At 58.6% G+C, this 25,163-nt stretch carries 21 protein-coding genes and 1 pseudogene; 12 read left to right on the forward strand and 10 right to left on the reverse strand.

Going from position 1 to position 25,163, the window contains the following annotated elements; translation table 11 throughout:
* Nucleotides 1–137: 137 nt before the first annotated feature.
* Nucleotides 138–3,650, forward strand: coding sequence for a dermonecrotic toxin domain-containing protein (locus tag CKW14_RS12525; protein WP_095125412.1), 3,513 nt, complete (start codon nt 138–140; stop codon nt 3,648–3,650).
* A gap of 52 nt (nt 3,651–3,702) precedes the next feature.
* Here the strand turns inward: CKW14_RS12525 and CKW14_RS12530 are convergent, their stop codons facing one another.
* Nucleotides 3,703–4,491: an IclR family transcriptional regulator gene (locus CKW14_RS12530; RefSeq protein WP_095125413.1), complete on the reverse strand. Its 789-nt coding sequence runs from the start codon at nt 4,489–4,491 to the stop codon at nt 3,703–3,705.
* 164 nt (nt 4,492–4,655) lie between these two features.
* On the opposite strand from CKW14_RS12530, the gene hmgA reads away from it, so the two are divergent.
* The 4 genes from hmgA (at nt 4,656) to CKW14_RS12555 (ending at nt 9,435) form a co-directional block, all read left to right on the forward strand.
* A complete protein-coding gene (gene hmgA, locus CKW14_RS12535; RefSeq protein ID WP_095049786.1) occupies nt 4,656–5,960 on the forward strand; it encodes a homogentisate 1,2-dioxygenase in 1,305 nt (434 codons plus the stop codon).
* A gap of 3 nt (nt 5,961–5,963) precedes the next feature.
* Nucleotides 5,964–7,268 carry a fumarylacetoacetase gene (fahA, locus tag CKW14_RS12540; RefSeq protein WP_095125414.1) on the forward strand — a complete coding sequence of 435 codons (1,305 nt, stop codon included), beginning with the start codon at nt 5,964–5,966 and terminating at the stop codon, nt 7,266–7,268.
* A gap of 12 nt (nt 7,269–7,280) precedes the next feature.
* The gene (maiA, locus tag CKW14_RS12545) at nt 7,281–7,916 is read left to right on the forward strand and encodes a maleylacetoacetate isomerase (RefSeq protein WP_095125415.1); all 636 of its coding nucleotides are present in this window, start codon (nt 7,281–7,283) and stop codon (nt 7,914–7,916) included.
* A gap of 163 nt (nt 7,917–8,079) precedes the next feature.
* Nucleotides 8,080–9,435 carry an aromatic acid/H+ symport family MFS transporter gene (locus tag CKW14_RS12555; protein WP_095125417.1) on the forward strand — a complete coding sequence of 452 codons (1,356 nt, stop codon included), beginning with the start codon at nt 8,080–8,082 and terminating at the stop codon, nt 9,433–9,435.
* Between the two features lie 87 nt (nt 9,436–9,522).
* Here the strand turns inward: CKW14_RS12555 and CKW14_RS12560 are convergent, their stop codons facing one another.
* Nucleotides 9,523–10,326 carry a SirB1 family protein gene (locus tag CKW14_RS12560; protein ID WP_095049790.1) on the reverse strand — a complete coding sequence of 268 codons (804 nt, stop codon included), beginning with the start codon at nt 10,324–10,326 and terminating at the stop codon, nt 9,523–9,525.
* Between the two features lie 185 nt (nt 10,327–10,511).
* Between CKW14_RS12560 and CKW14_RS12565 the strand changes: the two genes are divergently transcribed.
* Complete coding sequence (locus CKW14_RS12565) at nt 10,512–11,531, forward strand: Glu/Leu/Phe/Val dehydrogenase dimerization domain-containing protein (protein ID WP_095049791.1); 1,020 nt, start codon at nt 10,512–10,514, stop codon at nt 11,529–11,531.
* 144 nt (nt 11,532–11,675) lie between these two features.
* Here CKW14_RS12565 and CKW14_RS12570 read toward each other — a convergent pair.
* Nucleotides 11,676–11,930, reverse strand: a pseudogene (locus CKW14_RS12570) (YebG family protein); the annotation flags it as partial.
* A gap of 327 nt (nt 11,931–12,257) precedes the next feature.
* On the opposite strand from CKW14_RS12570, the gene CKW14_RS12575 reads away from it, so the two are divergent.
* Nucleotides 12,258–12,758: a phosphate-starvation-inducible protein PsiE gene (locus tag CKW14_RS12575; RefSeq protein WP_026000737.1), complete on the forward strand. Its 501-nt coding sequence runs from the start codon at nt 12,258–12,260 to the stop codon at nt 12,756–12,758.
* Here the strand turns inward: CKW14_RS12575 and CKW14_RS12580 are convergent.
* The 3 genes from CKW14_RS12580 to CKW14_RS12590 all read right to left on the reverse strand — a co-directional run bounded on the left by CKW14_RS12580 (nt 12,755) and on the right by CKW14_RS12590 (nt 16,141).
* Nucleotides 12,755–13,072, reverse strand: a complete 318-nt coding sequence (locus CKW14_RS12580) for a DUF3509 domain-containing protein (RefSeq protein ID WP_095049793.1) — start codon at nt 13,070–13,072, stop codon at nt 12,755–12,757. The two genes, CKW14_RS12575 and CKW14_RS12580, sit on opposite strands and share 4 nt — an antisense overlap.
* A 304-nt stretch (nt 13,073–13,376) precedes the next feature.
* Complete coding sequence (locus CKW14_RS12585) at nt 13,377–14,678, reverse strand: serine/threonine transporter (protein ID WP_095125418.1); 1,302 nt, start codon at nt 14,676–14,678, stop codon at nt 13,377–13,379.
* A gap of 86 nt (nt 14,679–14,764) precedes the next feature.
* A complete protein-coding gene (locus CKW14_RS12590; protein ID WP_095125419.1) occupies nt 14,765–16,141 on the reverse strand; it encodes an L-serine ammonia-lyase in 1,377 nt (458 codons plus the stop codon).
* 135 nt (nt 16,142–16,276) lie between these two features.
* Between CKW14_RS12590 and CKW14_RS12595 the strand changes: the two genes are divergently transcribed.
* Both CKW14_RS12595 and CKW14_RS12600 read left to right on the forward strand, forming a co-directional pair.
* Nucleotides 16,277–17,224, forward strand: a complete 948-nt coding sequence (locus CKW14_RS12595; RefSeq protein ID WP_093436172.1) for a LysR substrate-binding domain-containing protein — start codon at nt 16,277–16,279, stop codon at nt 17,222–17,224.
* Between the two features lie 200 nt (nt 17,225–17,424).
* The gene (locus CKW14_RS12600; RefSeq protein WP_095125420.1) at nt 17,425–17,829 is read left to right on the forward strand and encodes an HPF/RaiA family ribosome-associated protein; all 405 of its coding nucleotides are present in this window, start codon (nt 17,425–17,427) and stop codon (nt 17,827–17,829) included.
* 387 nt (nt 17,830–18,216) lie between these two features.
* Here CKW14_RS12600 and CKW14_RS12605 read toward each other — a convergent pair whose 3' ends face one another.
* The 4 genes from CKW14_RS12605 to CKW14_RS12620 all read right to left on the reverse strand — a co-directional run bounded on the left by CKW14_RS12605 (nt 18,217) and on the right by CKW14_RS12620 (nt 22,758).
* Complete coding sequence (locus CKW14_RS12605) at nt 18,217–18,585, reverse strand: endonuclease domain-containing protein (RefSeq protein ID WP_095125421.1); 369 nt, start codon at nt 18,583–18,585, stop codon at nt 18,217–18,219.
* A gap of 331 nt (nt 18,586–18,916) precedes the next feature.
* The gene (fecA, locus tag CKW14_RS12610; RefSeq protein WP_095125422.1) at nt 18,917–21,250 is read right to left on the reverse strand and encodes a TonB-dependent Fe(3+) dicitrate receptor FecA; all 2,334 of its coding nucleotides are present in this window, start codon (nt 21,248–21,250) and stop codon (nt 18,917–18,919) included.
* A gap of 90 nt (nt 21,251–21,340) precedes the next feature.
* A complete protein-coding gene (locus CKW14_RS12615; RefSeq protein ID WP_095125423.1) occupies nt 21,341–22,273 on the reverse strand; it encodes a DUF4880 domain-containing protein in 933 nt (310 codons plus the stop codon).
* Entirely contained in the window at nt 22,270–22,758 is a 489-nt protein-coding gene (locus tag CKW14_RS12620; protein WP_095125424.1) for a sigma-70 family RNA polymerase sigma factor, read from the reverse strand. Before CKW14_RS12620 ends, CKW14_RS12615 begins: the two co-directional genes overlap by 4 nt.
* A 190-nt stretch (nt 22,759–22,948) precedes the next feature.
* Here CKW14_RS12620 and CKW14_RS12625 point away from each other — a divergent pair, with 190 nt between their 5' ends.
* The 3 genes from CKW14_RS12625 to CKW14_RS12635 are packed head-to-tail and all read left to right on the forward strand — an operon-like array spanning nt 22,949 to nt 25,163.
* Complete coding sequence (locus tag CKW14_RS12625; RefSeq protein WP_095125425.1) at nt 22,949–23,254, forward strand: DUF3649 domain-containing protein; 306 nt, start codon at nt 22,949–22,951, stop codon at nt 23,252–23,254.
* Nucleotides 23,251–24,837 carry a PepSY domain-containing protein gene (locus CKW14_RS12630; RefSeq protein WP_095049801.1) on the forward strand — a complete coding sequence of 529 codons (1,587 nt, stop codon included), beginning with the start codon at nt 23,251–23,253 and terminating at the stop codon, nt 24,835–24,837. Before CKW14_RS12625 ends, CKW14_RS12630 begins: the two co-directional genes overlap by 4 nt.
* Nucleotides 24,837–25,163 carry a DUF3325 domain-containing protein gene (locus CKW14_RS12635; protein ID WP_095049802.1) on the forward strand — a complete coding sequence of 109 codons (327 nt, stop codon included), beginning with the start codon at nt 24,837–24,839 and terminating at the stop codon, nt 25,161–25,163. Before CKW14_RS12630 ends, CKW14_RS12635 begins: the two co-directional genes overlap by 1 nt.

Consider the following 25,163-nt stretch of genomic DNA (forward strand, 5'->3'; position numbering starts at 1 on the left):
GGTTGTTGGTGTTGTAATTAAACACTGTTGGAAACAGTGCGGTGGGTATCTTTTTGTTCTGGATCTGAATTAGCTTGATTTGGCGAGGCAAGTTGTAATTGGTCACTTGTCATTATCAAGCTGATAGAGATTCCATTATGGAAATTAATAAAGAAGCCGAAAGCCAAAGTCTGCGTGAAGTGGGGAAAGCCCTGGAAAGTATCTCGCAGGAATTGAAGCTTGTTCCGTCATTTTCAGTGGTGGTGCAGGACACGTTGCGTGAAGCGCTATGGAAGATCTCCGAAGGTGTGCGGCTAAGCAGCCTGTTCGTCAATGTCGTGGCGGGCGCCAAACCGAAAAATAAACAGCCGGTCGGACGTTTGCTGGATGTCGCGCTTGAGTGCCTGCAAAGTGGTCGGCCGCCAAACTATGATGTCAATGATTATGGTGTTTTCAATCACCCGAATTTTACCAGTCGTGAAGACATTCTTACGCAAGTCCCGATCTCGGCTATTGAAAAAGTAGTAGCAGATCTGCTGAAGACACTGGCGGTTGATTACACGGCGACTGTGCGGCAGTACTGGGAAAATCCGACCGTTCAAAAAACAAGTGGAGCTTATCCTCAGTTAACGCGAAAGTCTGCTTTAGGTGTACTCGAAGCTAACCTTTTCATTAGTGAGCTGGAGGCGCTGACGATTCAAGGGGTCATTACTCAGCAACAACGAGCGCTGATCAGTACGACCGTACAACCCAGTCTGACCGGCACTTGTTACGGGGTTTTCATTGAAGGTCAGAATGGCAAATACATCGAGCAGAACGCGATGTTTGTATTGCCCCTTACAACCCCTATCTATGAACAGTTGGTTCCCGGTGAGCAGGGCGCTGTCGTACTCTACTGCGCGAATCGTGGTCTCGAATTGTTCTCTTCCATTTGGAAACTTGAACAAGCGTTGTTGAGCCGACTGGGCTCCTCGGAAACTCAGGAAGAGTTTCTGCAAACGCTGTCGCTCAGTGAACGCGTTGGGTTCGCATACGTCCCTGCTATTCGTTTTTTGAAAGTTCGTGCGAATTTGTTTGAGAGATTCGTTGGTAAGCGGATTCAGACGATGTACAGCAACATCACTGGGTATCTTGAATCTGTCGGTAAGCCAGGCTCGGAGTTTGATAAAACTGTTGTCGCCGTAGAGGCCGCACAATCGTTGCCCGATTTGAATCATCAGGCCAGAAAACGCCAGGTACAACTGATTAAGCATGTCGAGCGGAATGCTTGGCCGCAATGGTTGAAAAGCACTTCCGATGTCAATCAGGAAGTTTATGTTTCCCTGCAAAAAGAGCTGCTTGAAGCCGAAGTCAAACTTCATGAGGTCACTCACGGAGTTGCTTCGCTGAAAGACTACGCGCGGTTGGCCGTAGAGGACTTCATATCGCCGGGTAAAGATGAACGTATCGACCCGGACACGGTATTCGTGAAAGTCACCCATACCGTGCCTCTGGCGGATGGAAAAAAGGTGGAACTCACCGAGCGCAAAACGCTGACTCAGGCCTTTATGCAAGGTGCTCATGATCTGGCAGGGCAATATCAGATCGTTCCGGAGGTCCCCTCCAGTCTGCCAAAGTTGAGTCCATCGAACATCCTGCGTGCCATCAAGTCGTTGGACGTTCGTGTTGCCTATACCACGGCTCAACGTCTTCTGTATTCGCAAGCCGAAGTTACCGGGTCGCTGCGAGTGGTCCTTAGCCGTAAAACAGCGCTGACCCTGTTCGCGGCGATCCTGCAGAAACACGTGGGACCTTCAGCTCATAAATTGGTGATGGGTTATAACCTCGGCGATACGTCCATTGAAACGCTGGGCGTGGCGCTCAAACACTGGTTCAAGCCTTTCAATGGTTTGCTGGTTTATCGCAGGAAAGGTGTGGCAGCCGATCGCAGCGCTCATGTCCTGCACATACCGGGTTCGCCAGCCGGGCAGGAGTGGTTTGAATTCACCGACCTGAAAAGCCTGCAGCACAAGTTGGCGCAATGGGCGGCCAAGGCTGAAACCTGGGCGTACTTGCTGAGTCAGGCACACGCCAGCGACAGTGCGCAGATGCAAAGTGATTATCTGAGTCTAAAACCATCTGAGGTACTGAATGAATGGTGGTCGAAGATTAAGTTGGTCGATTTACCCGAAGAGGAGCCTTTGTTCGGAGCCGTTCAAAATCACATTTTGTGGAGTATCGATCAAACCGAAGCTGCCACCCCTCAATGGTACAGAAAGGCCAGCTCGAACGATCAGCACCTGCTCAATCGTCTGAACGCTGATTTCAAGGCTATTCATCATCATTCCCGGGAAATGCTGGCGGTCGAGCCGTTCAAACAGTTTGCCAGCCACTTGGTGAAGACGGAGCTGAAGCAGTATTTTGCCCCGACAGGTTCATCTGTGGACATTAACCCTGACGAGGTATGGGTCAAATTTCACGCAGACTCGAAGATCAGCCTGACCGATCTGTTTATTCAGTGGCAAAAGTGGCGCAGTGACGTAAGCGCGTTCGAGAAATTTTTCACCTGGGTGAACCCTCAATTAGCCGGGATTGAAAATTTGCGAGAGCAACTCAGGCAGGCCACCTTCTGGACGTTTACCGGACAGCCCATTGCCCAACTGAATGCCAGAGTTATCAATGATCTGATCGATCTGAGGCCTGGTGAAAAGTATCTTCAATATCTGAAAGATAAATTCCTCAATGCGTCCGACATTGACTTGAAAGCCAGTCTGTATCGAAAAACAAAACAAAATGAAATGCTCCGGGCTGCATTGATTCAGAAAATCAAAGGCGAGCTCTCCCTCGACCAATTCAGCTGGTTGCAGGGACTCATTAACGGATTTGATCGCGATCTGCCTCGTCAGGGCATCATCACCACGGGTGGGAAGCCGGGCATTGGCGTATACGAGTTCACTCTCAGGGGACGCGCCCTTGTCGGGGCTTACGTTTTTGGGCGCAAAGTCAGCGGGCGTGATGAGTTTTTTGTCTATATTCCCGATACGCCTGGTGGCAAGGATTTCTTCCCTGTCCAGGAACTTGCTGGTCGATTGAAAAGCGTGATCTTCAACAAAAAGGTCTTGAGCCTCGCTCGTCTGGAACATCAGCAAGCAGTGAAAAACCTCCTGGACACCTACTGGGACTCGAACCCGGTAGCGACCAGTAATCCGGAATTGACTAACAGTTATCCAGTACTGGCTTTCAAACAGGAGTACCTGGCTAAAATCGGGCAACTCGTCGCCGATGTAGATTTTCAGACGAGCAGTTATCTGGAAGCGCTGTGGAAGGATGTGAGGGTACTGGCCGAATTTGCCCTGGATGTGGCTTCGATGTTCATTGCGCCACTTGGCCTGGCACTGACTGTACTGCGCATTACTCAGTCGGTTGTGCTGGGCATTGTGGCTTCCAGTCAGGGCTCCGATGAGGCTGCGAACGCACACTTTGCATCGGCGTGGCGAGGGGCGATTCTGTTGTACGTTGGCAAAGTGGCGGCGATCGGCGCGCCCGTGAACCCGATTGCTCTGCTATCGAGCGTCAGGGATTTCGCCGATGTGATGGCAGGCGTCACCGGTGTTGAAGTCAGCATCAACTACGTGACAGCAATCACCGCACCTCCAGCGGTCGTGAACAGCACCACTCGTCTGCTCAACTGACAGATGAAGCTGCGCGAGTAACGGCCCTCGTTACTCGCTCGATTGGCGCCGTTCAGGCCTGCAGAGGTTCATAACCCATCCGCCAACTCACGGCCCGCGTCGCCGCCAGCAACCGCTGCGCCGCCGGGCCGTTTTCGTCGGCATGGAACAATGAAGTGGGACCAACGATGGTCAACACGGCGGCGACCTGGCCGACGGCGTTGAACACCGGGGCGGACAATGCATCCACACCCGGCATCAGCAGGCCATGCACATGATGCAGACCGCGTTCGCGGATCTGTTCGCACAGGGTTGCGTAGGTTTTTTCGTCCTTCAATGGATGATCCACAGCGGCAATTTCCTGCTCGCGCAACTCATCGGTTTCCCGATGGGGCAAGTAGGCGCTGAACACCAGTCCAGTCGATGAACTGAGCAGTGGCAACACTGAACCCAGTTGCGTCACCACCGTCACCGCGCGCACCGCCGGTTCGATATGCACCACGGTCGCGCCCTGATTGCCCCACACCGCCAGAAAGCAGGTTTCGTTGAGTTCGTCGCGCAGTTCGGCCAACGGCAGGGCGGCGACTTTCAGCACGTCCATACTGTTGAGTGCGGCCAGGCCTACGCGCAAGGCTTCGCGGCCGAGCCCGTAATGGTTGGTAGCGGTGTTCTGCTCGGCGAATCCTGAAGCGATCAACGCTTGCAGATAGCGATGAACCTTGCTCGCCGGCATCTGCACATGTTCGGCCAGACGCGACAACGAAGTGGACGGCGACAACTCGGCCAGAGCCTTGAGGATGTCGGTGCCGACTTCGGCGGAGCGGACTTTCTGTTTGCCGTTGCTGTCGCTGGTTTTTTCCATGGTGCGGCCGGGTTCCGAAACGAATGGGCGTCTTTATAGCTTGACGCTGGATAGCGAGCAAATTACGTTATGCGTAATCGAATTACGATAATAACAACCCCGGCGTGCCGAAACCTCTGAGCCAGAGCGATGGGCCACTGCCGACTCCCTGTTCAGGAGGCTCCATGAACCTCGATTCAACCGCTCAGGCGCTGGCGTATCAGTCCGGTTTCGGTAACGAATTCAGCTCTGAAGCGTTGCCCGGTGCGCTGCCCGTCGGCCAGAACTCGCCGCAAAAAGCCCCCTACGGCCTCTATACCGAATTGTTTTCCGGTACCGCGTTCACCATGACCCGCAGTGAAGCGCGGCGCACCTGGATGTACCGCATTCAGCCGTCGGCCAATCACCCGGCCTTCGTCAAACTGGAGCGGCAACTGGCCGGTGGCCCGTTGGGTGAAGTGACGCCCAATCGCCTGCGCTGGAATCCGCTGGAGATCCCGGCCGAGCCGACCGATTTCATCGACGGTCTGGTGAGCATGGCCGCTAACGCGGGTGCAGAGAAACCGGCCGGCATCAGCATCTACAACTACGTCGCCAACCGCTCGATGGAGCGGGTGTTCTTCAACGCCGACGGCGAACTGCTGCTGGTGCCGCAACTCGGCCGTCTGCGCATCGCCACCGAATTGGGTGTGCTGGAAGTCGCGCCGCTGGAAATCGCCGTGCTGCCGCGCGGCCTGAAATTCCGTGTTGAATTGCTCGACCCACAAGCGCGCGGCTATGTCGCCGAGAACCACGGCGCGCCGCTGCGTCTACCGGATCTGGGGCCGATCGGCAGCAACGGTCTGGCCAACCCGCGTGACTTCCTGACCCCGGTCGCCGCTTACGAGAACCTTCAGCAACCCACCACGCTGGTGCAGAAGTTCCTTGGCCAGTTGTGGGCCACCGAGCTCAATCACTCGCCGTTGAACGTGGTCGCCTGGCACGGCAATAACGTGCCGTACAAATACGACCTGCGCCGGTTCAACACCATCGGCACCGTCAGCTTCGATCACCCGGATCCGTCGATCTTCACCGTGCTGACTTCGCCGACCAGCGTGCACGGTCTGGCCAACCTCGATTTCGTGATCTTCCCGCCGCGCTGGATGGTCGCCGAGAACACCTTCCGTCCGCCGTGGTTCCACCGCAATCTGATGAATGAATTCATGGGCCTGATCCAGGGCGAGTACGACGCCAAGGCCGAAGGGTTTGTGCCCGGCGGTGCCTCGCTGCACAGCTGCATGAGTGCCCACGGCCCGGATGGCGAGACCTGCACCAAAGCGATCAACGCCGAACTCAAACCGGCGAAGATCGACAACACCATGGCCTTCATGTTCGAGACCAGTCAGGTGCTGCGCCCAAGCCGCTTCGCCCTCGACTGTCCGCAACTGCAATCCACTTATGACGCCTGCTGGGCCACTTTGCCCGCCACGTTCGACCCGACCCGGAGATAACCCATGACGCAGAATTCCATCACCCGCAGCTGGGTTGCCTCGGCCAACGGCCACGCTGATTTCCCGCTGCAGAACCTGCCGCTGGGTGTGTTCAGCAGCAACGGTGCGATGCCGCGCGCTGGCGTGGCGATTGGTGACCATATCTTCGATCTGCAAGTAGCGCTGGAAGCCGGGCTGTTCGACGGTGTCGCGCGCAGCGCTGTCGAAGCCATGCACGGCGGCCAGTTGAACGCATTCTTCGAACTCGGTCGCGAGGTGCGTGTGGCACTGCGCACCCGTCTGCTGGAACTGTTCAGCGAAGGCAGCACACACCGCGGCAACATCGAAGCCCAAGGCGCAAAATTGCTGCCCCTGGCCGCCGATTGCCAGCTGCATCTGCCGGCACGCATCAGCGATTACACCGACTTCTACGTCGGCATCGAGCACGCGCAGAACGTCGGCAAACTGTTCCGCCCGGATAACCCGCTGCTGCCGAACTACAAGCATGTGCCGATCGGTTATCACGGTCGCGCCTCCACCGTGCGTGCTTCCGGTACCGACGTGCGTCGCCCTAAAGGCCAGACGCTACCGGCCGGTCAGACCGAGCCTGTGTTTGGCCCGTGCGCGCGCCTGGACTATGAGCTGGAACTGGGCATCTGGATCGGTCAAGGCAACGAGATGGGTGACTCGATCGCCATCGGTGACGCGGCTGATCACATTGCCGGTTTCTGCCTGCTCAACGACTGGTCGGCGCGCGATATCCAGGCCTGGGAATACCAGCCACTGGGGCCGTTCCTTTCGAAAAGTTTTATCACCAGCGTCTCGCCATGGGTTGTAACTGCTGAAGCCTTGGAACCGTTCCGCACCGCGCAACCGAAGCGTCCTGAAGGTGATCCGCAGCCGCTGCCGTACCTGTTCGACAAGCGCGATCAGGACGGCGGTGCCTTCGACATCGAACTGGAAGTTTTGCTGCTCACCGAAGCCATGCGCGAGCAAAACCTGCCGGCCCATCGCCTGACGCTGAGCAACACCCGCTACATGTACTGGACCGTCGCGCAAATGGTCGCGCACCACAGCGTCAACGGTTGCCAGTTGCAGGCCGGTGACCTGTTCGGTTCGGGCACGTTGTCCGGCCCGCAGAGCGGTCAGTTCGGTAGCCTGCTGGAAATCACCGAGGGTGGTAAAAAACCGATCGAACTGGCTTCTGGCGAGGTGCGTAAATTCCTTGAGGACGGTGATGAAATCATCCTGCGTGCGCGTTGTGCCCGTGACGGTTTCGCCTCGATCGGCTTCGGCGAGTGCCGCGGCAAAGTGCTGGCGGCGCGCTGACAGGAGCGGGTTATGGATCTCTATACCTATTACCGTTCGACCTCGTCATACCGCGTGCGAATCGCGCTGGCGCTGAAGGGCCTCGACTATCAGGCGTTGCCAGTCAATCTGATCGCGCCACCCGGCGGCGAGCATCGGCAAGCGGCGTATCTGGCGATCAATCCACAGGGGCGGGTGCCGGCCTTGCGCACTGATGAGGGCGGTTTGCTGATTCAATCGCCGGCCATCATCGAGTACCTGGAAGAACGTTATCCACAGGTGCCGTTGCTGCCGGAAGATTTGTTCGCCCGCGCGCAGGTGCGCGGTGTGGCGGCGGTGATCGGTTGCGATGTGCATCCGCTGCACAACGTCAGCGTGCTCAATCGCCTGCGCCAGTCAGGGCACGACGAGCCGCAGGTGGTCGAGTGGATCAGTCACTGGATCAGCCAGGGGCTGGCGACGGTGGAGCAATTGATTGGCGACGAGGGCTTCTGTTTCGGCGAGTGGCCGTGCGTGGCCGATGTGTACCTGATTCCGCAGTTGTATGCAGCGGAGCGGTTCAACGTCAGTCTTGAGGCGTATCCGAAAATTCGTCGGGTCGCCGCACTGGCGGCTGAACATTCAGCATTCATCAAGGCCCATCCTGCCAATCAACCAGACACCCCGTAATTCCCCTGTAACTGATCGTTCCCACGCTCTGCGTGGGAACGCATCCCGTGACGCTCTGCGTCACAGTGGACGCAGAGCGTCCCCGGCGGCATTCCCACGCGGAGCGTGGGAACGATCCGGTTGCCACATCAAAAAATCATAAAAACAAAACAGGTACCTTGCGATGCACAACCAGATTGCCAGCTTCCGCGCGGCACTCGACGCCCGTCCTGTGTCCCGTTATCAGTGGTTGCTCTTGATCCTGCTCGCCTTGCTGCTGGTCACCGATGGCTATGACGCCCAGGTGCTCGGTTATGTAGTGCCCGCGCTGGCGCAGGACTGGGGGCTGGAAAAGTCTGCATTCGGGCCTGTTTTCAGTGCCAACTTGCTCGGCCTCACCCTCGGTTCCCTGGCTGTCACGCCACTCGCCGACCGCTTTGGCGTGCGGCGCATTCTGCTCGCCTGCGTGCTGATCTACGCCACGCTGACGGTGCTGATGGTCTTCGCCGATTCGCTGAACACGCTGATGATCGCGCGCTTTATCTGCGGCATCGGCATGGGCGGGGCGATGCCCAGTGCTATGGCGTTGATGTCGGAATACTCACCACCGCGTTTGCGCACCTTGATGGTGACGCTGGCGGCCTGTGGCTTTTCATTCGGTGGCGCAGCCGGTGGTTTCGTCGCCGCAGGCTTCATCGACCAGTTCGGCTGGCAGGCGGTGTTCCTCGCCGGTGGCGTCACGCCGTTGCTGCTGTTTCCGTTTCTCTGGTGGATGCTGCCGGAGTCGTTGCCACGTCTGCTGCGCGATGCGCCGCCGTACGCGCGGCTGCGCAAAGTCACCGCGCGCATGCTGCCGGATTGGCAGCCGCCCGTTGCCAGCGTCGAACAGAACGAACGCGAGCAGGGCAGCAAACTGACCGTAGTCGAGTTGTTCCGCAATGGCTACGCGCGACCGACCTTGCTGATCTGGGCAACGTTTTTCGTCAGCCTGATTCTGTTGTATTTCATGATCAGCTGGCTGCCGACGTTGCTCCTGGAAAGCGGCCTGAAACTCAACGAAGCCAATCTGGTGACGTCGATGTTCCTGTTCGCCGGCACCTTGGGCGCGATCTGCATGGCCTGGTTTGCTGACCGCTTGAAGCGCAAGGTGCGTTTGCTGTCGGCGGTGTTGGCAGGTGCGGCGCTGTGCACGATTCTGCTCGGACTCAATCATGACAATCCGCGTTATCTGGTCGCCTGCGTGTTCGCCGCCGGGTTCTGCATCATTGGCGGGCAACTGACGCTGAATGCGTTTGCCAGTAATTTCTACCCGGCGCATGTGCGTGCGACCGGCACCGGTTGGGCATTGGGCGTGGGGCGTTTCGGTTCGATTCTCGGGCCGCTGTTCGGCAGCCTGTTGTTGGCGATGCACATTCCAGTGGCGCAGATTTTCTTCTTCTGTGCGATTCCGGCGGTAATTGCTGCATTGCTGATCATTCAGGTGCGTTCGCCCACCGAAGGAAGTTCGGCAGTTGGAATGGGGATATCTGTCAAATCCTGAAGAGCAAAAGATCGCAGCCTTCGGCAGCTCCTACACGGGAATACACATTTCAATGTAGGAGCTGTCGAAGGCTGCGATCTTTTATTTTTAATGGACGACGGAGTTGGGCGGCAGGTGGCTGAGGCGTTCAGTCAGGCGCAGGCGCTGAATCGGATCGTCGCTGAGCATCAGCGCATGCTCCAGATCAAAGCGCTCGGCATTCGGGCAGTCGAGCCGCTGATAAAGACTGGCCCGTGCCAGGTAATCGGCGGCGCCGGCGTCACCCAGTTCGAGCACCCGTTCGGCGTCGATCAGCGCGGCAATGAAGTCATCATGCGTCAGGTGCAACTGCCGCAGGTTGCGCGACAGGCGCTGAAGCATTTGCACCGGCGAGGCGGTCAGCAGATGCTCGGCGGTCAGCTTCATGTTCGGCCCGTACTGGCGCTGCAACAGTTCGCGACAATCGTTTGGGTACAAACGCCGGCCGCCGCACGGATCCAGCAAGTGATCAGCGCCGGGCACCCGCAACAGGAAGTGTCCGGGGAAGTTGATCCCGACCAGAGGAATCTCCAGGCCACGCGCCAGCTCCAGGGCAATCAGCGCCAATGCCAACGGCTGGCCGCGACGGGTCTGCAACACCTTGTGCAACAGCGCTGCTTGCGGGCGCAGCGGCAGGAAGTGGTCCTGGGCAAAGCCCAGATCAGTCATGCGGCGCAACAGGGGCTGCGCCAGTTCACTGACCGGCAACATCGGCAAGCCGTAACTGACTCGTTGTTGCAGGTCTCTGAATTCTTGTAACAGCGCGTCGGGATCGACCGTTTTTTCGTGCTCGGCCGCCATCCACAGCGCGGCTTCGAACAGCGCGGGCGGTGAACGGTGCAGGCATTCGAAAAAACGTTGACGCGCACTCATCGAAATCTCCGGGGAATGCCTCGTTTTAGCCCCGCCCGCAAGATTCGTCCAGTCCCCTGCTACGCAGGTGTCAGGTTATGCCGCAAAGCCGTTGTCGGCGAGGGCGCTTATTCCGGTGCGCTCCAGCAATTTTCAGGCGCAGGCCTATACTGGCGTTCTACAAGAAGTGATTCGGGAGCCCAACGATGTTTGCGCTCATGCAAAGCACTCGCCTGGAATCGCTGCACCTTAGCGTTGATCCGGTCACCGGGTTGAAGGCGGTCATTGCCATCCATAACAGTCGCCTCGGGCCAGCCTTGGGCGGATGTCGTTATCTCGCCTATCCCAATGACGAATCCGCCGTCGAAGATGCCATTCGCCTCGCTCAGGGCATGAGCTACAAGGCTGCGCTGGCGGGGCTGCCGCAGGGCGGAGGCGTGGCAGTGATCGTGCGCCCGGCTCATGTGGAAAACCGTGGCTCGCTGTTCGAAGCTTTTGGCCGTTGCATCGAACAGCTCGACGGTCGCTACATCACCGCCATCGACAGCGGCACCTCGGTGGCGGATATGGATTGCATCGCCCAACAGACTCAGCACGTCACCAGCACCACCTCGGCCGGCGACCCCGCTCCGCATGCCGCGATGGGTGTATTTGCCGGCATTCGGTCAACGGCCATGGCGCGGCTGGGCAGCGACAACCTGGAAGGCTTGCGCATCGCCATTCAGGGGCTGGGCAATGTCGGTTTTGCCTTGGCCGAGCAATTGCACGCCGCAGGCGCGGAACTGCTGGTCAGCGATATCGACCACGGCAAGGTACAACTGGCGATGGAACAGCTCAACGCGCACCCGATTGCCAACGATGCATTACTCAGTACACCGTGCGACATTCTTGCGCCTTGCGGTCTGGGCGGTGTGCTGAACAGCCACAGCGTCACGCAACTGCGTTGCTCTGCCGTGGCAGGTTCGGCGAATAATCAACTGACGCATCTGGATGTCGCCGACCAACTGGAACGGCGCGGGATTCTGTATGCGCCGGATTATGTGATCAACGCCGGTGGCTTGATCTACGTTTCGCTGAAACATCGTGGCGAGGAATTGCCGACGATTACTGCGCATCTGTCGAAAATCAGTTCGCGGCTGACCGAGGTGTTCGCCCATGCACAGGCGGAAAAGCGTTCACCGGCGCGGGTGGCAGATGAGTTGGCGGAGAAAGTTTTGTATCGCTGAGTTTCACAGGCATGAAAAAGGCCCTGAGCCATTCGACTCAGGGCCTATTCAATTCGGGCTGGATTACTTCGCAGCCTTCGCCGCTTTGGCTGGCTTGGCCGGTGCTTCAGCAGGTTCCGCCGCCTCAGCTTGTTCAACTGGTTCTGCCGGTGCATTGAGCAGCTCGGACAGTGCATCCGGCTGGCTCTTGAACGCCCGGGCGAACACATCGCGATTCTTCGCCATGTAGATCCCGGCTTCTTCCACTTGCTGTTCAGTCAGGGACGGAACGGCTTTTTGCAGCACATCGGCCAGATATTCGGCCAGTTCGAGCATTTTGTCATGACGGTCAGCTTCGGCTTTATCCATGAACAAGCGCTCCAGATCTCGGCTGCTGCGGTATACCACTTCGACGGCCATTCACCACCTCACATGCCTTCACATTAAGTTGTCTTGACGACTACTGTATCCATATACAGCGAAAAGGATAAGCGAATCCCTGCGCCATGGGTAGTGGCTTTTCAATGTAGACCGGATTTCGGGTTTGTCAGGCCGACCGTGTCGCTGCATTCGCGAGCAGGCTCGCTCCCACAAAAGCACAGCGGTGCGACCAAACGCCACGGCGCGGGTCTGGCGGCGGTTCGCCATGATGGCGTGGCCTCTTTTCTGCATGAAAACCGTTACGTGCAGAAAACCGTCACGTCCAACACGCATCATCCGCTCGCATTCGAGCTAAGGAACATCATCGTGAAAATCAACTGGGCCGAGAAACTGCGGCAAAACGTGCATCAACTGGCCGAGTCCCTGGGCAACCTGTTCGTCGAAACCTTTCACTATCTGGCGCTGTTCGCCATCGGTGCGGTGACGGCGTGGGCGGCGGTGATGGAGTTTCTCGGGATGCTCGAGGAAGGCCACATCAAGATCGATGACATTTTGTTGCTGTTCATCTATCTCGAACTTGGGGCGATGGTCGGAATTTATTTCAAGACCAACCACATGCCGGTGCGCTTCCTGATCTACGTGGCGATCACCGCGCTGACCCGTTTGCTGATCTCCAACGTCTCGCACCACAACCCGCCGGACATGGGCATTATCTACCTGTGCGGCGGCATTCTGTTGCTGGCGTTCTCGATTCTTGTGGTGCGTTACGCCTCGTCACAATTTCCTTCGGTGAAGATCGAGAAACCGCAGCGCAAACTTGGCGCCGGTTCCAGCGAACATCCGGAAGTCGAGAAGGGCGAGCTTTAAAGCCCGGCTGCTTGCCCGGGCTGGCCGATGAGGCGTGGTGGTGGCGGGGTCAGCCCGTCGCCGCTGGTCATCGCTTCGAGGATTGCCATGGCGCTGTGGCCTTGCTCGATGGCAATGCCGAACTGGATGCTTTGCACCAGACGCTTGAGGCGCACGGGGTCGTTGCGCTGCTCGGCGCTGATCATGCGCTTGGCCACGATCCGGCCGCTGTTGGACAGGGTCAGCATGATGCTGCCGTCCAGGCCTTGAATGCTCAGGTTGATCTGATAGTCCGGCGCAAAGGCATCGGTAATGATCTGAAAAGGATTGTCCATGATGCGTCACCGCCTGATTGAACGTGCAGTTGTTGACCGGCCGTGATCGGGTTGGTTCGCCCAACCGGATCATCGGCCATTCCGTGGCCTGTATTTGTTGCTTTCATGTAGGAGCTGTCGAGGAAACGAGGCTGCGATCTTTTGCTCTTCAGTGTTTTGATTTCGGTCACGAAGAGCAAAAGATCGCAGCCTGCGGCAGCTCCTAAAGGTATGTAGCAAGGGCTGTGCCGGGAAAATTGTCGAACAATGAACACGGGGATTAAAAAGGCGAGCCACGCGGCTCGCCTTTTTTAATGGCCCGTTTTCAGGGCAGAACCGAGTAGATGATCGCTGACAGTGCAATCAGGCCGATCAGCACCACAAACACGTTGGACACCTGCCCCGAATACTGGCGCAAGGCCGGCACGCGGCGGATGGCGTACATCGGCATCAGGAACAACAGGCAGGCAATCACCGGCCCGCCGAGGGTTTCGATCATGCCAAGGATGCTCGGGTTGAACGTTGCCACGGCCCAGCAACTGATGATCATGAACACGGCGGTCGCACGGTTCAGCCAGCTCGCTGACATCACCCGGCCACGGCTGCGCAGGCTTTTCACGATCATGCCCTGGAAGCCTTCACTGGCGCCGATGTAGTGGCCGAGGAAGGATTTGGTGATCGCCACCAGCGCAATCAGCGGCGCGGCGTAAGCGATGACCGGGGTCTGAAAGTGGTTGGCCAGGTACGACAGGATCGAAATGTTCTGCGCCTTGGCCGCTGCCAGATCCGCCGGCGACAGCGCCAGCACACAGCTGAAGCAGAAGAACATCACCGTGACGACCATCATGCCGTGAGCCATAGCGAGGATGCCGCTGCTTTTGCGTTCGGCCTGCTCGCCGTAACGTTGTTTCTGCTCAACCGCGAACGCGGAAATGATCGGCGAATGGTTGAATGAAAACACCATCACCGGAATCGCCAGCCACATTGTCTTGAAGAAAGCGGACATTGGCATGGCTTCTTGCGCACTGGCAAAAAACGCACCGTTCCAGTTTGGAATCAGGCTGAGCGCCAGTAGCAGCAATGCGGCAACAAATGGATAAACCAGCACGCTCATGGCTTTGACGATGACGCTTTGACCACAGCGCACAATCGCCATCAAACCGAGGATCAACACCAGCGAGAGGATCGCCCGTGGTGGCGGAGTGATGTGCAATTGGTGTTCGAGGAAACTGCTCAGGGTGTTGGTCAGCGCCACGCTGTACACCAGCAGAATCGGGAAGATCGCGAAGAAATACAGGAGCGTGATCAGCTTGCCGGCACCGATGCCGAAGTGTTCTTCGACCACTTCGGTGATGTCCCCGGAACGCCCGGACAACACGAAACGGGTCAGCCCACGGTGGGCAAAAAACGTCATCGGGAAAGCCAGTACGGCGAGAATCAGCAAAGGCCAGAAACCGCCGACGCCGGCATTGATCGGCAGGAACAAGGTGCCAGCACCGATCGCAGTGCCGTACAGGCCGAGCATCCAGGTGGTGTCGAATTTGTTCCAGCCCTTGTGGGCCGTTTCTGCATTGCGTGTGCGGTCTACAGCGGGATTTTCGGCAGCAGGTGTACGTACATCGGTCATCGGTATCGCCTCGTTATTATTTTTGCTCGGGCTCACGGTTGGCAGGCGGCTTTGTGCGGCCTGCCGGGGCGGTCAGGGAATGGGCCTCAGCATTCCACCCAGCTCACGGCCAGGCCGCCCCGTGAAGTCTCTTTGTATTTGTCGTGCATGTCGGCGCCGGTGTCGCGCATGGTGCGGATCACCCGGTCGAGGGAAATGAAGTGTTTGCCGTCGCCGCGCAGGGCCATTTGCGTGGCGTTGATCGCTTTCACGGCGGCGATGGCATTGCGCTCGATGCACGGCACCTGTACGAGGCCGCCGACCGGGTCGCAGGTCAGGCCAAGGTTGTGTTCCAAGCCGATTTCGGCGGCGTTCTCCAGTTGTTCCGGGGTGGCACCGAGCACGTCGGCCAGGCCAGCAGCGGCCATCGCACAGGCCGAACCGACTTCGCCCTGGCAGCCGACTTCAGCGCCGGAGATCGAAGCATTTTTCTTACACAAAATGCCGACAGCAGCCGCGCCCAGAAAGAAAGCGACGACATCATCGTCAGACGCGTCCGGATTGAATTTCATGTAGTAGTGCAGAACGGCCGGGATGATTCCGGCTGCACCGTTGGTCGGCGCGGTGACCATGCGCCCGCCGGCGGCGTTCTCTTCGTTGACGGCGAGGGCGAACAGGTTGACCCATTCCATTGCCGACAGAGTGGAACTGATCACGTTCGGCTTGCCGATTTCCAACAAGCTGCGATGCAATTTCGCTGCACGACGCGGCACATTCAGACCGCCGGGCAGAATCCCCTCGTGGCGCAGGCCCTGTTCAACGCACTCACGCATCACCGACCAGATGTGCAGCAGGCCCTGGCGGATTTCCGCGTCAGTGCGCCACGCGCGTTCGTTGGCCATCATCAGCTCGGAGACGCGCAGGTTGTGCTGTTTGCACAGCGACAGCAGTTCGGCGGCGCTGGAGAAATCGTACGGCAACACCACTTCACTCGCCGGGGCGACACCGGACTCGGCTTCTGCCGCCTCGATGATGAAACCGCCGCCAACCGAGTAATAGGTCTGCTCGAACAGCTCGGCCGTTTCGCCAAAGGCTGTCAGCGACATGGCGTTGGGGTGGTAGGGCAGGCTCTCATCCAGCAGCAGGAGATCACGCTGCCAGTCGAAGGCAATTTCTCTCTGACCGGCGAGGGACAGTTGGCCTGTCTCGCGCAGTTGCTGGATACGTGAATCGATGGTCGCCGGATCGATGCTGTCCGGCCATTCGCCCATCAGGCCCATCACCGTTGCGCGGTCGGTGGCGTGCCCGACGCCGGTGGCCGACAGTGAGCCGTATAAACGGATTTCCACACGGCGCACATCGTTCAATAAACGTTGATCAATCAGCACCTGAGCGAAGGTCGCAGCGGCGCGCATCGGGCCTACGGTGTGGGAACTGGACGGGCCGATGCCGACTTTGAATAGATCGAAAACACTGATAGCCATGCTAAACCCTTACAAGCAATGGAGTAGGAATCGCTGCCATTTTTTGTAGGACAAGCGCAATGTCGGCGATACTGCCTACCTCGGTCCTACGTGACTAACGAAACTTCCTAAGTAAGCCTTTAGCAGGACTAAACGATGAGTCGTCAATTGCATGCGCAGACCTATGTCTGGCTGCAGGTGTTTTCCTGTGCCGCGCGGCACCTGTCGTTCACCCGTTGTGCCGAAGAGCTGCACATCACCCCGGGGGCGGTCAGTCAGCAAATTCGTCAACTTGAAGAACGACTTGGTTTCCGTCTGTTTCATCGGCGCGCGCGTGGTGTGGAGCTGAGTGCGGAGGGGCAGCGGCTGGCGATTACCGTCAACGAGGCATATGGCAGCATCGATGCCGAATTGCGTCGACTTGATGCCGGAATGATCAGCGGGATTTTGCGAGTGCGCTCGATTCCGTCGTTCCTCAGCAAGTGGCTGACGCCGCGCTTGCCACGCCTGCAGCAACGCTATCCGGACATTCAGTTGCGTTTGGTGGCAGAGGACAGCAGCGTGCCCTTGCACGAAGGCGATTTTGATCTGGCGATCGATTTGAACGACGGCAGTTACCCGGGATTGTTATCCACAGCCTTGCTCGACGAGCAGATTTTCCCGGTGTGCGCACCGAGCCTGTTGCGCGGGCGACCACCGTTGCACGGGCCGGCGGATCTGGTGCATTTCCCGGTACTGCACGACATCACCGCGTGGCGTGGCAGTTATGAATACGCGGAATGGGAATTCTATTTGAACGCGATTGGTTTTGAGGGCGCCGACGTACGGCGTGGGCATACCTTCAATCGCAATCATCTGACCATCGAAGCGGCGATTGCCGGGATGGGCGTGGCGATTGCCCGCCGCACCTTGCTTAACGATGAATTGGAGCGAGGGACGTTGATTGTGCCGTTTGGCCTGTCGGTGCCTAATCACAAACGCTATGTGTTGCTCTATGCACCGGGGGCTTTAAGCCATCCGGGTGTGCGTGCGGTGCATGATTGGCTGGTCGAGGAGGCGGGGATATTTCGCAGTTTGCACCCGTTGAACGACGGGCAGTTGTGAGCAAATTTTGCCGGGGTGTGAGGCGACCCAACTCCCGACCTTACCAGTGCTTTGCTCGGTTGTCCGGCTTTTTTTGCGAATGAATATTTATCTTTTTTCAGGGGTTGAAATGTTCGTCGGTCGGGCCGATTGTTGTAACCAGGAGGTCAGGAAATTCAACTCAAGGCCTCTCACGAGCTAGCTGAAATAAGGGATGAACTATGCAAATCCAAGTCAACAGCGATAACCATATTCAAAGTAGTCAACGACTGGAGGAGTGGGTACGTACAACCATTGAGAGCACGCTCGAACGTTATGAAGAAGACCTGACCCGTGTCGAAGTCCACCTGAGCGACGAGAACGGTGACAAACCAGGTCCCCATGACTTGCGCTGCCAACTGGAAGCGCGGCCAAAAGGCCATCAACCGATTTCCGTGACCCATAAAGCCGATTCGCTGGAACTGGCGATCGACGGCGCTGCCGAAAAACTCGAGCACGCCCTGGAGCACCTTTTCGGCAAACTGCGAGGTAAACCACGTGCCGCTGTGGTGCCATTTAGCAAGGCGAATGACGCTCTGCTGGAGGAAGAATTTCTTGAGAATGAACAGGCAGCGATCAACAGTTGATGCGCTGATTTTATAGCCACCCAATGAGAGCGGGCCTGCGAAAGCAGGCCCGTTTTTGTTTGCGGCGGATTTTTGCGCAAGGCACAAGAGCGCGGCCCCTCACCCCAGCCCTCTCCCTCCGGGAGAGGGGGCCGACCGAGGTGTGTTGCGGGTTACATCGACCTGAAAGACAGCGTCGACTATGGATTCGGCAAAGCACTTCAGGTTGATGTATTTCTGAAGCATCCCGCAATCAGTCCCCCCTCTCTACGGGAGAGGGCCGACCGAGGTGTCTGAAGAGGTACGTCGACCTGAAAGACCGAGTGATTATGGATTCGGCAAAGCAGAATCAGGTCGGCGTAGCTCGCAAGCATCCCCCGGTCAGTCCCCTCTCCCTCTGGGAGAGGGTTAGGGTGAGGGCATTTTTCGATTCGCTGCAGTTCTTATGATCTGCTCCAGCACATCGTCCATCTGCTGGATCACCTGGAGATTACTGAAGCGCGCGACTTCAATGCCCTTCTGATTCAGATAGTGCGTCCGGCGTTGGTCATGAATCAGTCCCTGCGTTTCAAAGTGCTGACCGCCATCCAGCTCAATCGCCAATTTCAACTCCGCACAGTAAAAATCCAGCACGTAAGGCGGACACGGAAATTGCCGACGAAATTTCAGATTGGCGATTTGGCGGGAGTGGAGTTTTTGCCCGAGCAGGTGTTCACAGTCGGTTTGGTTAACGCGTAACTGGCGGGCGAATTGGGCGAGGGTGGGGCGAGTTTGCATGCTTCACGATCCTTGTGAAGTTGGTTTGAAGTTTTACTGTAGACCATGACCCGCTGACCCTCACCCCAGCCCTCTCCCGGAGGGAGAGGGGGCCGACCGAGTCGTATTGCGGGGTACATCGACCTGAAAGACCGAGTCGATTATGGATTCGGCAAAGCGGTTTCAGGTCGAGTCGATTATGGATTCGGCAAAGCGGTTTCAGGTCGAGTCGATTATGGATTCGGCACAGCACGTTCAGGTCGGCGTACCTCGCAAGCATCCCCCAATCAGTACCCTCTCCCTTAGGGAGAGGGCTAGGCGGGCGGCGTTCCGATGAGGGGCTTTTCAATCCTCAGAATGCTACAGAAGTCTGGACGTACACCGTACGCGGCTCACCCACATACTTGCCCTTGTTGTTGTCATCAAACGAGCGCGTGAAGTACTGCGTGTTGAAGATGTTCTTCACGCCCACCGCCACATTCAAGTCCGACAACTGCGGCCCGAAGTCATACCCCGCGCGGCTGCTGAACAGCATGTAACCGGGGATCTTGCCAGTGCTGCCATCAGCACTTTCCTTCGAGGTGTTGGCGTTGTCGGCGAATTGGTCGCTCTGGAAGCTGCTGTCGAGATTCAGCTTCCACGGTCCTTCGGTGTAACCCACGCCAATCGTGCCTTTGTGTTTCGACGAGAACGGCACGCGATTGCCCTTGTTTGGTCCGTCTTCGCGGATAGTCGCGTCAACATAAGCGTAAGTGGCGTAGACATCGAAGCCGGCGAGCGCCGGGCTCAAGTCATCCAGCGCGTAATTGACGCTGGTCTCGATCCCTTGATGGCGAGTTTCGCCACGGGCGATCACCGAATCGTTGGTCTGGTTGCTTTCGTACTGGTTGTCGAAGTTGATCAGGAACGCGCCGATTTCCGCGCGCAACGCGCCGTTGTCATACCGCGTGCCGAGTTCCCACGTACGCGCCTTCTCCGGTTTTACTTCGCCGCTGGTCACCCGGTTGGGCATCTGGCTGTATTGCACACTGCCGAACGAGCCTTCGGTGTTGGCGTACAGGTTCCAGCTGTCGGTCAGGTGATAGAGCACGTTCAACGCTGGCAGTGCGGTGTTGTAGTCGCCCTTGTATTTGACGTTGGTCAGGTTGTTGGTCTGCTGCGACTCGATCATCTCGTAGCGCACGCCCGGGGTGATGGTCCATTTGCCGATGTCGATGCGGTCGTCGACGAAGAACGCATTGGCCTCGGTGCCGCCACGGGTGTCGCGGTCGTTGCGGCTGGCGGTGGTCGGGTATTGGTTGCTGCTGATCGGTGTGCGATAGCGCAGTTCGTGACCGGCCTCGTTGATGTAGCGATAGCCGACGCCGACTTCGTGGCTGGTCGGGCCGAGGTCGAAACCTTGGGCGAATCGGGTTTCCAGGCCACGCACCCAATACTCGCGCGGCGACAGCGAAAGGAAGGTGCCCTGATCGAGATAACCGCTGCGCAAGGTCTTGGTGAAGAACGTGTTGGCAGTGAATTCGTGGCGATCTTCCTGATAGCGATAGCCGAAATTGAACATCGTGCGGCGGCCCCAGAACTGGTCCTTCGGACGCGTCGATTGATACGGATCGGCGTCGTAATCGGCCACGTTCAGACCGCCGGGCATGTCAGCCTTGCCTTCGTAATACTGGGCCATGGCGTTGAAGCTATTGGCTTCGTCGAGCTGGTATTTGCCCTTGAGGATCAGGTCGTCGATTTCAGTGTCGCTGTGTTCGCGCCAGTCGCCGCCGCGCGTCCCGGAGTAGAGCAACGCACCGCCGAGGCCATTGGCGTTGGTGCCGCCGGCCAGCAGGTTGGCGCTGGTCTTGAAGCCGTCGTGGCTCGACGATGGGCTGGTTTCAGTTTGGAAACCGCCCTTGACCGTTGGCTCGTCGGGAATCGCCCGGGTGACGAAGTTGACCACGCCGCCGACGTTTTGCGGGCCGTAACGCACCGCGCCGCCGCCGCGCACGACGTCCACGGCATCCATGTTGCCCATGCTGATCGGCGCGAACGATAACTGCGGCTGGCCGTAGGGCGCGAACGGCACCGGAATGCCGTCCATCAACACGGTCGAGCGCGCGGCCAGTCGCGGGTTCAAGCCACGGATACCGAAATTCAGCGCCATGTCGTGGCTGCCGGTGCCGTTGTTGTCTGGAGCGTTGACGCCGGGGATGCGATTGAGCACATCCCGCGCCTGAGTGGCGCCCTGGCGTTCGAACTCTTCGCGGCGGATCACATCGCGCGCGCCCGGGTGCTCGAACACATTGATTTGCGCAGCGTCGCCGAGCCAGTCGCCGACGACTTTCGAGGTGTCCAGCTCCAGCGCGGCATCCGCCACCGGTTGCAGGCTGAACGCATTGTTGCCTTCGGCGCGCGCTTGCAGACCGGTGCCTTCAAGCAATGCATTCAAACCCTGCTCAGGTGTGTAACTGCCTTCCAGGCCACGGCTTTGCACACCGCTGGTGACTTGCGAACCAAACGAAATCAGCACGCCCGCTTCACGGCCAAACTGGTTGAGGGCGTTCTCCAGCGACGACGGCGCGATGTGATAAGCCTTGGCATCAGCGGCCAGCGCGGCGGGCAGGGCACTGAAACTCAGGCTGGCGCCGAGGACAAGATTGCGCAGGGTACGAGCCAGTGGCGTGAGGCGGGTGGAGTGCATGTCGGATGATCCTGAGAAGGTTGAATCAAGGGGGCTTTCCTTCTCTGTCACGCCAGATCTGAAAAACGGCTCATTTATTTTTGATGTTTTTTAAACCCGCGCTTCGACGCTCACCCAGTAACGGGTAAAGCGCTTCACCTTCACCGGCAAACTGATTTCCAGCAGGTCGAGAATCCGCTCGCTGTCGTCCAGTGGGTAAGTCCCGGAAATCAGCAGGTCGGCGACGTTCCTGTCGCAATTGAGCTGGCCGCGACGATAGCGGCCGAGTTCATCGAGGAAGTCGCCCAAACGCATATGCGCGGCCACCAGCATGCCGTCGGCCCAGGCGCCGCTGTTGGCATCCAGCGGTTTGGCTTCGCTGATGGATTTCGAGGTGAAACTCAGTTGCCGTGCAAGCGGCAGCAGCATCGGCGCGCGTCCATTGCTGCTCAGTTCGACGCGGCCGTCAAACAGCGCAACCTGCGTGCGATCGGCAAACTGACGCACATTGAGGCGCGCGCCCTGAGCTTTCAGAAGGCCCTGAGCCGTGTGCACTTCGAAGGATTGCGCGGCCGTCAGGAGGATTTCGCCTTCGAGCAAGCGGATCAATCGCTGCGCACCGTCGACGTCCACGGCACTGGCGGTATTGAGTTGCAACTTATCACCGCCACCCAGGGAAATTTTGCGTCGCTGCCCCAGCGGGCTGCGGTAATCGGCGAGCAGCGACGGCACAGGATTGTGCTCGCGCATGCCCCAAGTGGCCGCCGTGCCCGCGCCGAGAATCAGCAACAGTTTCAGCGCCTGACGACGGCTGCCGGACTTCGGCCCGTTCAACGCCGCGTGTGCCAGCGGCGACGACACACCGCGCAAACGCTGATTGACCCGCTGAATATGCTCCCACGCCCGCCGGTGTTCGCTGTGTGCCTCCAGCCATTGTTGCCAGGCCCGTTGCTGGCGCGGGGAGAGCGTGCCCTGCTGCATTTCCATCAGCCAATGCACGGCCTGTTCAGCCACTTGGGAGGAGAAATCCGGCACGCGGTTCATAAGGCGAAGTAGCAGCGCATGGCGGCTTTGTTCAGATGACGTTTGACCGTGGCCACGGATATGCCCAGTTCAGCGGCGATCTGTGGATAAGTCAGGCCATCGACCTGCGCCAGCAAAAAGGCGCGTTTGACCTGACGCGGCAAACCGTCGAGCAACTGATCCAGCTCCATCAGGGTTTGCAGGATGATCGCCTTGTCTTCTTCCGACGGCGCGACCATGTCCGGCATCTGCGCCAAGGTGTCGAGGTAAGCGCGTTCGACATCCTGACGGCGGTAATGATTGAACAGAACGCGCTTGGCCAACGTCGTCAGAAAGGCGCGCGGCTCGATGATCACCGGAGGTTCGCGGGCGGTCAGCACCTTGATAAACGTGTCCTGCGCCAGATCCGCCGCGCTGTCCGGGCAGCCGAGTTTGCGCCGCAGCCAACTGGTGAGCCAGCCGTGATGGGCCTGATAGAGCGATTCGACAGGATGGGCGGACGACAACGGTATTACTCCGGGCGCTTGATGGCGCGGTAGAGAGTATGCGTTAGAGAACAAGAACTGTTCGCATTGTAAGGGGCGAAACGCTTAACCGGCAATCAGATGCTTTTGCGTATGAGAATATTTATCATTAATATTGCTCGCCTGTAGGTTCGGCTCATCGGCCGGACGTTTTTCGTTTCAGGGTCGAAACATGAAAGGCAAACTCGCCACACTTCCCATCTCCTATCGTCTGGCCGTCACCTCACGGGTGCTGGCGGCGGTGTTTGGCGGCTATCTCGTTGCGGCGCTGGCCAGTGTCACCCTGACGCTGTGGCTGCCGTTGAGCCGCGCCGAAGCGGTGGTGACCGGCATGACCATTTCCTTTCTGGTCTATCTGGTGGCGGTGCTCTGGTGTTTCGCCTGTCGTACGGCGTGGTCGGCCTGGGTCGGTTTGCTGGTGCCAAGCGTGATTCTGGCGACCATCTCTGGCGCAGCACGTGGATTGGGCCTGGCATGAAAGAGGGCTTTCGTCAGGCGATGGCCTGGCTGCACACCTGGGCCGGACTGCTGTTCGGCTGGTTGCTGTTCGCGATTTTCCTGACCGGGACGCTGGCCTATTTCAAAGATGAGATCAGCCACTGGATGCAGCCGGAAATCCCCGCGCGATCGGTGAGTGCCGAGACGAGCCTGACGCTGGCCCAGGATTATCTGCAGCAACACGCGGCCGGCGCCTCACGCTGGCTGATCGATTTGCCTGATGCCCGAGATCCCGGCCTGACCGTGCGCTGGCAGCCAGTGCCGGCCAATCCCGGTGAGCGCGGGCGCTTCGAGTCGAAAACCCTCGACGCGCAAACCGGCGCCGAAGTGCAGGGCCGCGACAGCATGGGCGGCGAGTTCTTCTATCGCTTCCACTTCCAGTTGCAAATGCCTTATCCGTGGGGCCGCTGGCTGGCGACGATTGCCGCGATGGTGATGTTCGTCGCGCTGATCACCGGGATCATCACCCACAAGAAAATCTTCAAGGACTTCTTCACCTTCCGCCCGCGCAAGGGTCAGCGCTCCTGGCTCGACGGGCATAACGCGGTGGGTGTGCTGGTGTTGCCGTTTCACTTGATGATCACCTACAGCAGCCTGGTGATTTTCATGTCGATGGTCATGCCGGCGAGCATCGTCGCGTCGTACGGCAGTGACGTGCGCACGTTCTATGATGAAGTGTTCCCCGCGTCGAAAACCCCGGAGCGCGCCAACATCGCGGCACCTTTGGCAGCCATGGCGCCGCTGTTGAGCAAGGCCAGCGAGCAATGGTCGGGCGGCCACACGGCGCGTCTGTCGGTGAGCAATCCGGGGGATGCCAATGCCACGGTGGTGCTGTCCCGTGCGGGGGATCGCGTGGTGCATGATTTCGGCCGTGCCGTGACGTTCAACGGGGTGACCGGGCAGATGCTCGGCAGCACACCGGAGCAGCCAATGGCGATGGCGGTGGGTGGTGCGTTCTATGGCTTGCACATGGGTCACTTCGCCGGGCCGCTCCTGCGTTGGCTGTATTTCATTTGCGGATTGGCCGGCACGGCGATGATCGGCACCGGGCTGGTGATCTGGTTGGGCAAGCGTCAACTCAAACATGCCAAGAGCGGCGTGATGCCGTTCGAACTGCGGCTGGTTGAAGTGCTGAACATCGCCAGCATGGCCGGGTTGGTTGCGGCGGTGGCTGTATTCTTCCTGGCCAATCGTCTGTTGCCAGTGAGCCTCGCCGAGCGCGCAGATTGGGAAGTGAACGCGTTCTTTATCGCTTGGGCTTTGAGTGTGCTGCACGCGCTGCTGCGTCCGGGACGAAAGGCCTGGGTTGAGCAACTCACCCTGAGCGCCGCCCTGTTTGTCGCGGTGCCGCTGGTCAATGCGCTGACCACCCCTTGGAATCTCGGCGTTACCTTGATGCAGAGGGATTGGGCATTGGCCGGTTTTGATCTGACGTGCCTCGCAACCGGTTTGTTCCTGGCTTGGGCCGCGTGGAAAATGCAGCGCGCCGGCAACACCGTCAGCATTAAAAACCCCCGCCGCGAACAGGCCCGGCCGATCACCCTTGAACAAGGGGCGAACTGATGCTCTTGCCCTTGTTGCTTACCTACGCCGGATTCACCGCGTTGTGCCTGTCGATGCCTCGCCACCACGATGAATTGCTCGGTCACAAACCGTCCACGCGTCGCCGTCAGGGCCTGAAAGTCGGCGGATGGTTATTGCTGTGTTTGTCGCTTTGGGCGGCGGTGAAGGCCAACGGCTGGAGCTTCGGCCTGGTCGACTGGTTTGCCGTGCTGATGCTCAGCGCCTTGGTGTTGGTTTTGTTGCTGCCGTATCGCCCGCGTTTCGCATTGACGCTGGCCGGGGTCAGTCTGCTGGCGAGCCCGGTCGCCGCATGGGCGCAGTGCTGA

The sequence above is a fragment of the Pseudomonas sp. Irchel s3a12 genome, from assembly GCF_900187485.1.
In the GTDB taxonomy this organism is placed as follows: domain Bacteria; phylum Pseudomonadota; class Gammaproteobacteria; order Pseudomonadales; family Pseudomonadaceae; genus Aquipseudomonas; species Aquipseudomonas neuropathica.

Bases quoted from the DNA above. Each gene is read 5' to 3' on its own strand.
- CKW14_RS12525 (WP_095125412.1), top strand. From the start codon at position 138: ATGGAAATTAATAAAGAAGCCGAAAGCCAAAGTCTGCGTGAAGTGGGG.
- CKW14_RS12530 (WP_095125413.1), bottom strand. From the start codon at position 4,491: ATGGAAAAAACCAGCGACAGCAACGGCAAACAGAAAGTCCGCTCCGCC.
- hmgA (WP_095049786.1), top strand. From the start codon at position 4,656: ATGAACCTCGATTCAACCGCTCAGGCGCTGGCGTATCAGTCCGGTTTC.
- fahA (WP_095125414.1), top strand. From the start codon at position 5,964: ATGACGCAGAATTCCATCACCCGCAGCTGGGTTGCCTCGGCCAACGGC.
- maiA (WP_095125415.1), top strand. From the start codon at position 7,281: ATGGATCTCTATACCTATTACCGTTCGACCTCGTCATACCGCGTGCGA.
- CKW14_RS12555 (WP_095125417.1), top strand. From the start codon at position 8,080: ATGCACAACCAGATTGCCAGCTTCCGCGCGGCACTCGACGCCCGTCCT.
- CKW14_RS12560 (WP_095049790.1), bottom strand. From the start codon at position 10,326: ATGAGTGCGCGTCAACGTTTTTTCGAATGCCTGCACCGTTCACCGCCC.
- CKW14_RS12565 (WP_095049791.1), top strand. From the start codon at position 10,512: ATGTTTGCGCTCATGCAAAGCACTCGCCTGGAATCGCTGCACCTTAGC.
- CKW14_RS12580 (WP_095049793.1), bottom strand. From the start codon at position 13,072: ATGGACAATCCTTTTCAGATCATTACCGATGCCTTTGCGCCGGACTAT.
- CKW14_RS12585 (WP_095125418.1), bottom strand. From the start codon at position 14,678: ATGACCGATGTACGTACACCTGCTGCCGAAAATCCCGCTGTAGACCGC.
- CKW14_RS12590 (WP_095125419.1), bottom strand. From the start codon at position 16,141: ATGGCTATCAGTGTTTTCGATCTATTCAAAGTCGGCATCGGCCCGTCC.
- CKW14_RS12595 (WP_093436172.1), top strand. From the start codon at position 16,277: ATGAGTCGTCAATTGCATGCGCAGACCTATGTCTGGCTGCAGGTGTTT.
- CKW14_RS12600 (WP_095125420.1), top strand. From the start codon at position 17,425: ATGCAAATCCAAGTCAACAGCGATAACCATATTCAAAGTAGTCAACGA.
- CKW14_RS12605 (WP_095125421.1), bottom strand. From the start codon at position 18,585: ATGCAAACTCGCCCCACCCTCGCCCAATTCGCCCGCCAGTTACGCGTT.
- fecA (WP_095125422.1), bottom strand. From the start codon at position 21,250: ATGCACTCCACCCGCCTCACGCCACTGGCTCGTACCCTGCGCAATCTT.
- CKW14_RS12615 (WP_095125423.1), bottom strand. From the start codon at position 22,273: ATGAACCGCGTGCCGGATTTCTCCTCCCAAGTGGCTGAACAGGCCGTG.
- CKW14_RS12625 (WP_095125425.1), top strand. From the start codon at position 22,949: ATGAAAGGCAAACTCGCCACACTTCCCATCTCCTATCGTCTGGCCGTC.
- CKW14_RS12630 (WP_095049801.1), top strand. From the start codon at position 23,251: ATGAAAGAGGGCTTTCGTCAGGCGATGGCCTGGCTGCACACCTGGGCC.
- CKW14_RS12635 (WP_095049802.1), top strand. From the start codon at position 24,837: ATGCTCTTGCCCTTGTTGCTTACCTACGCCGGATTCACCGCGTTGTGC.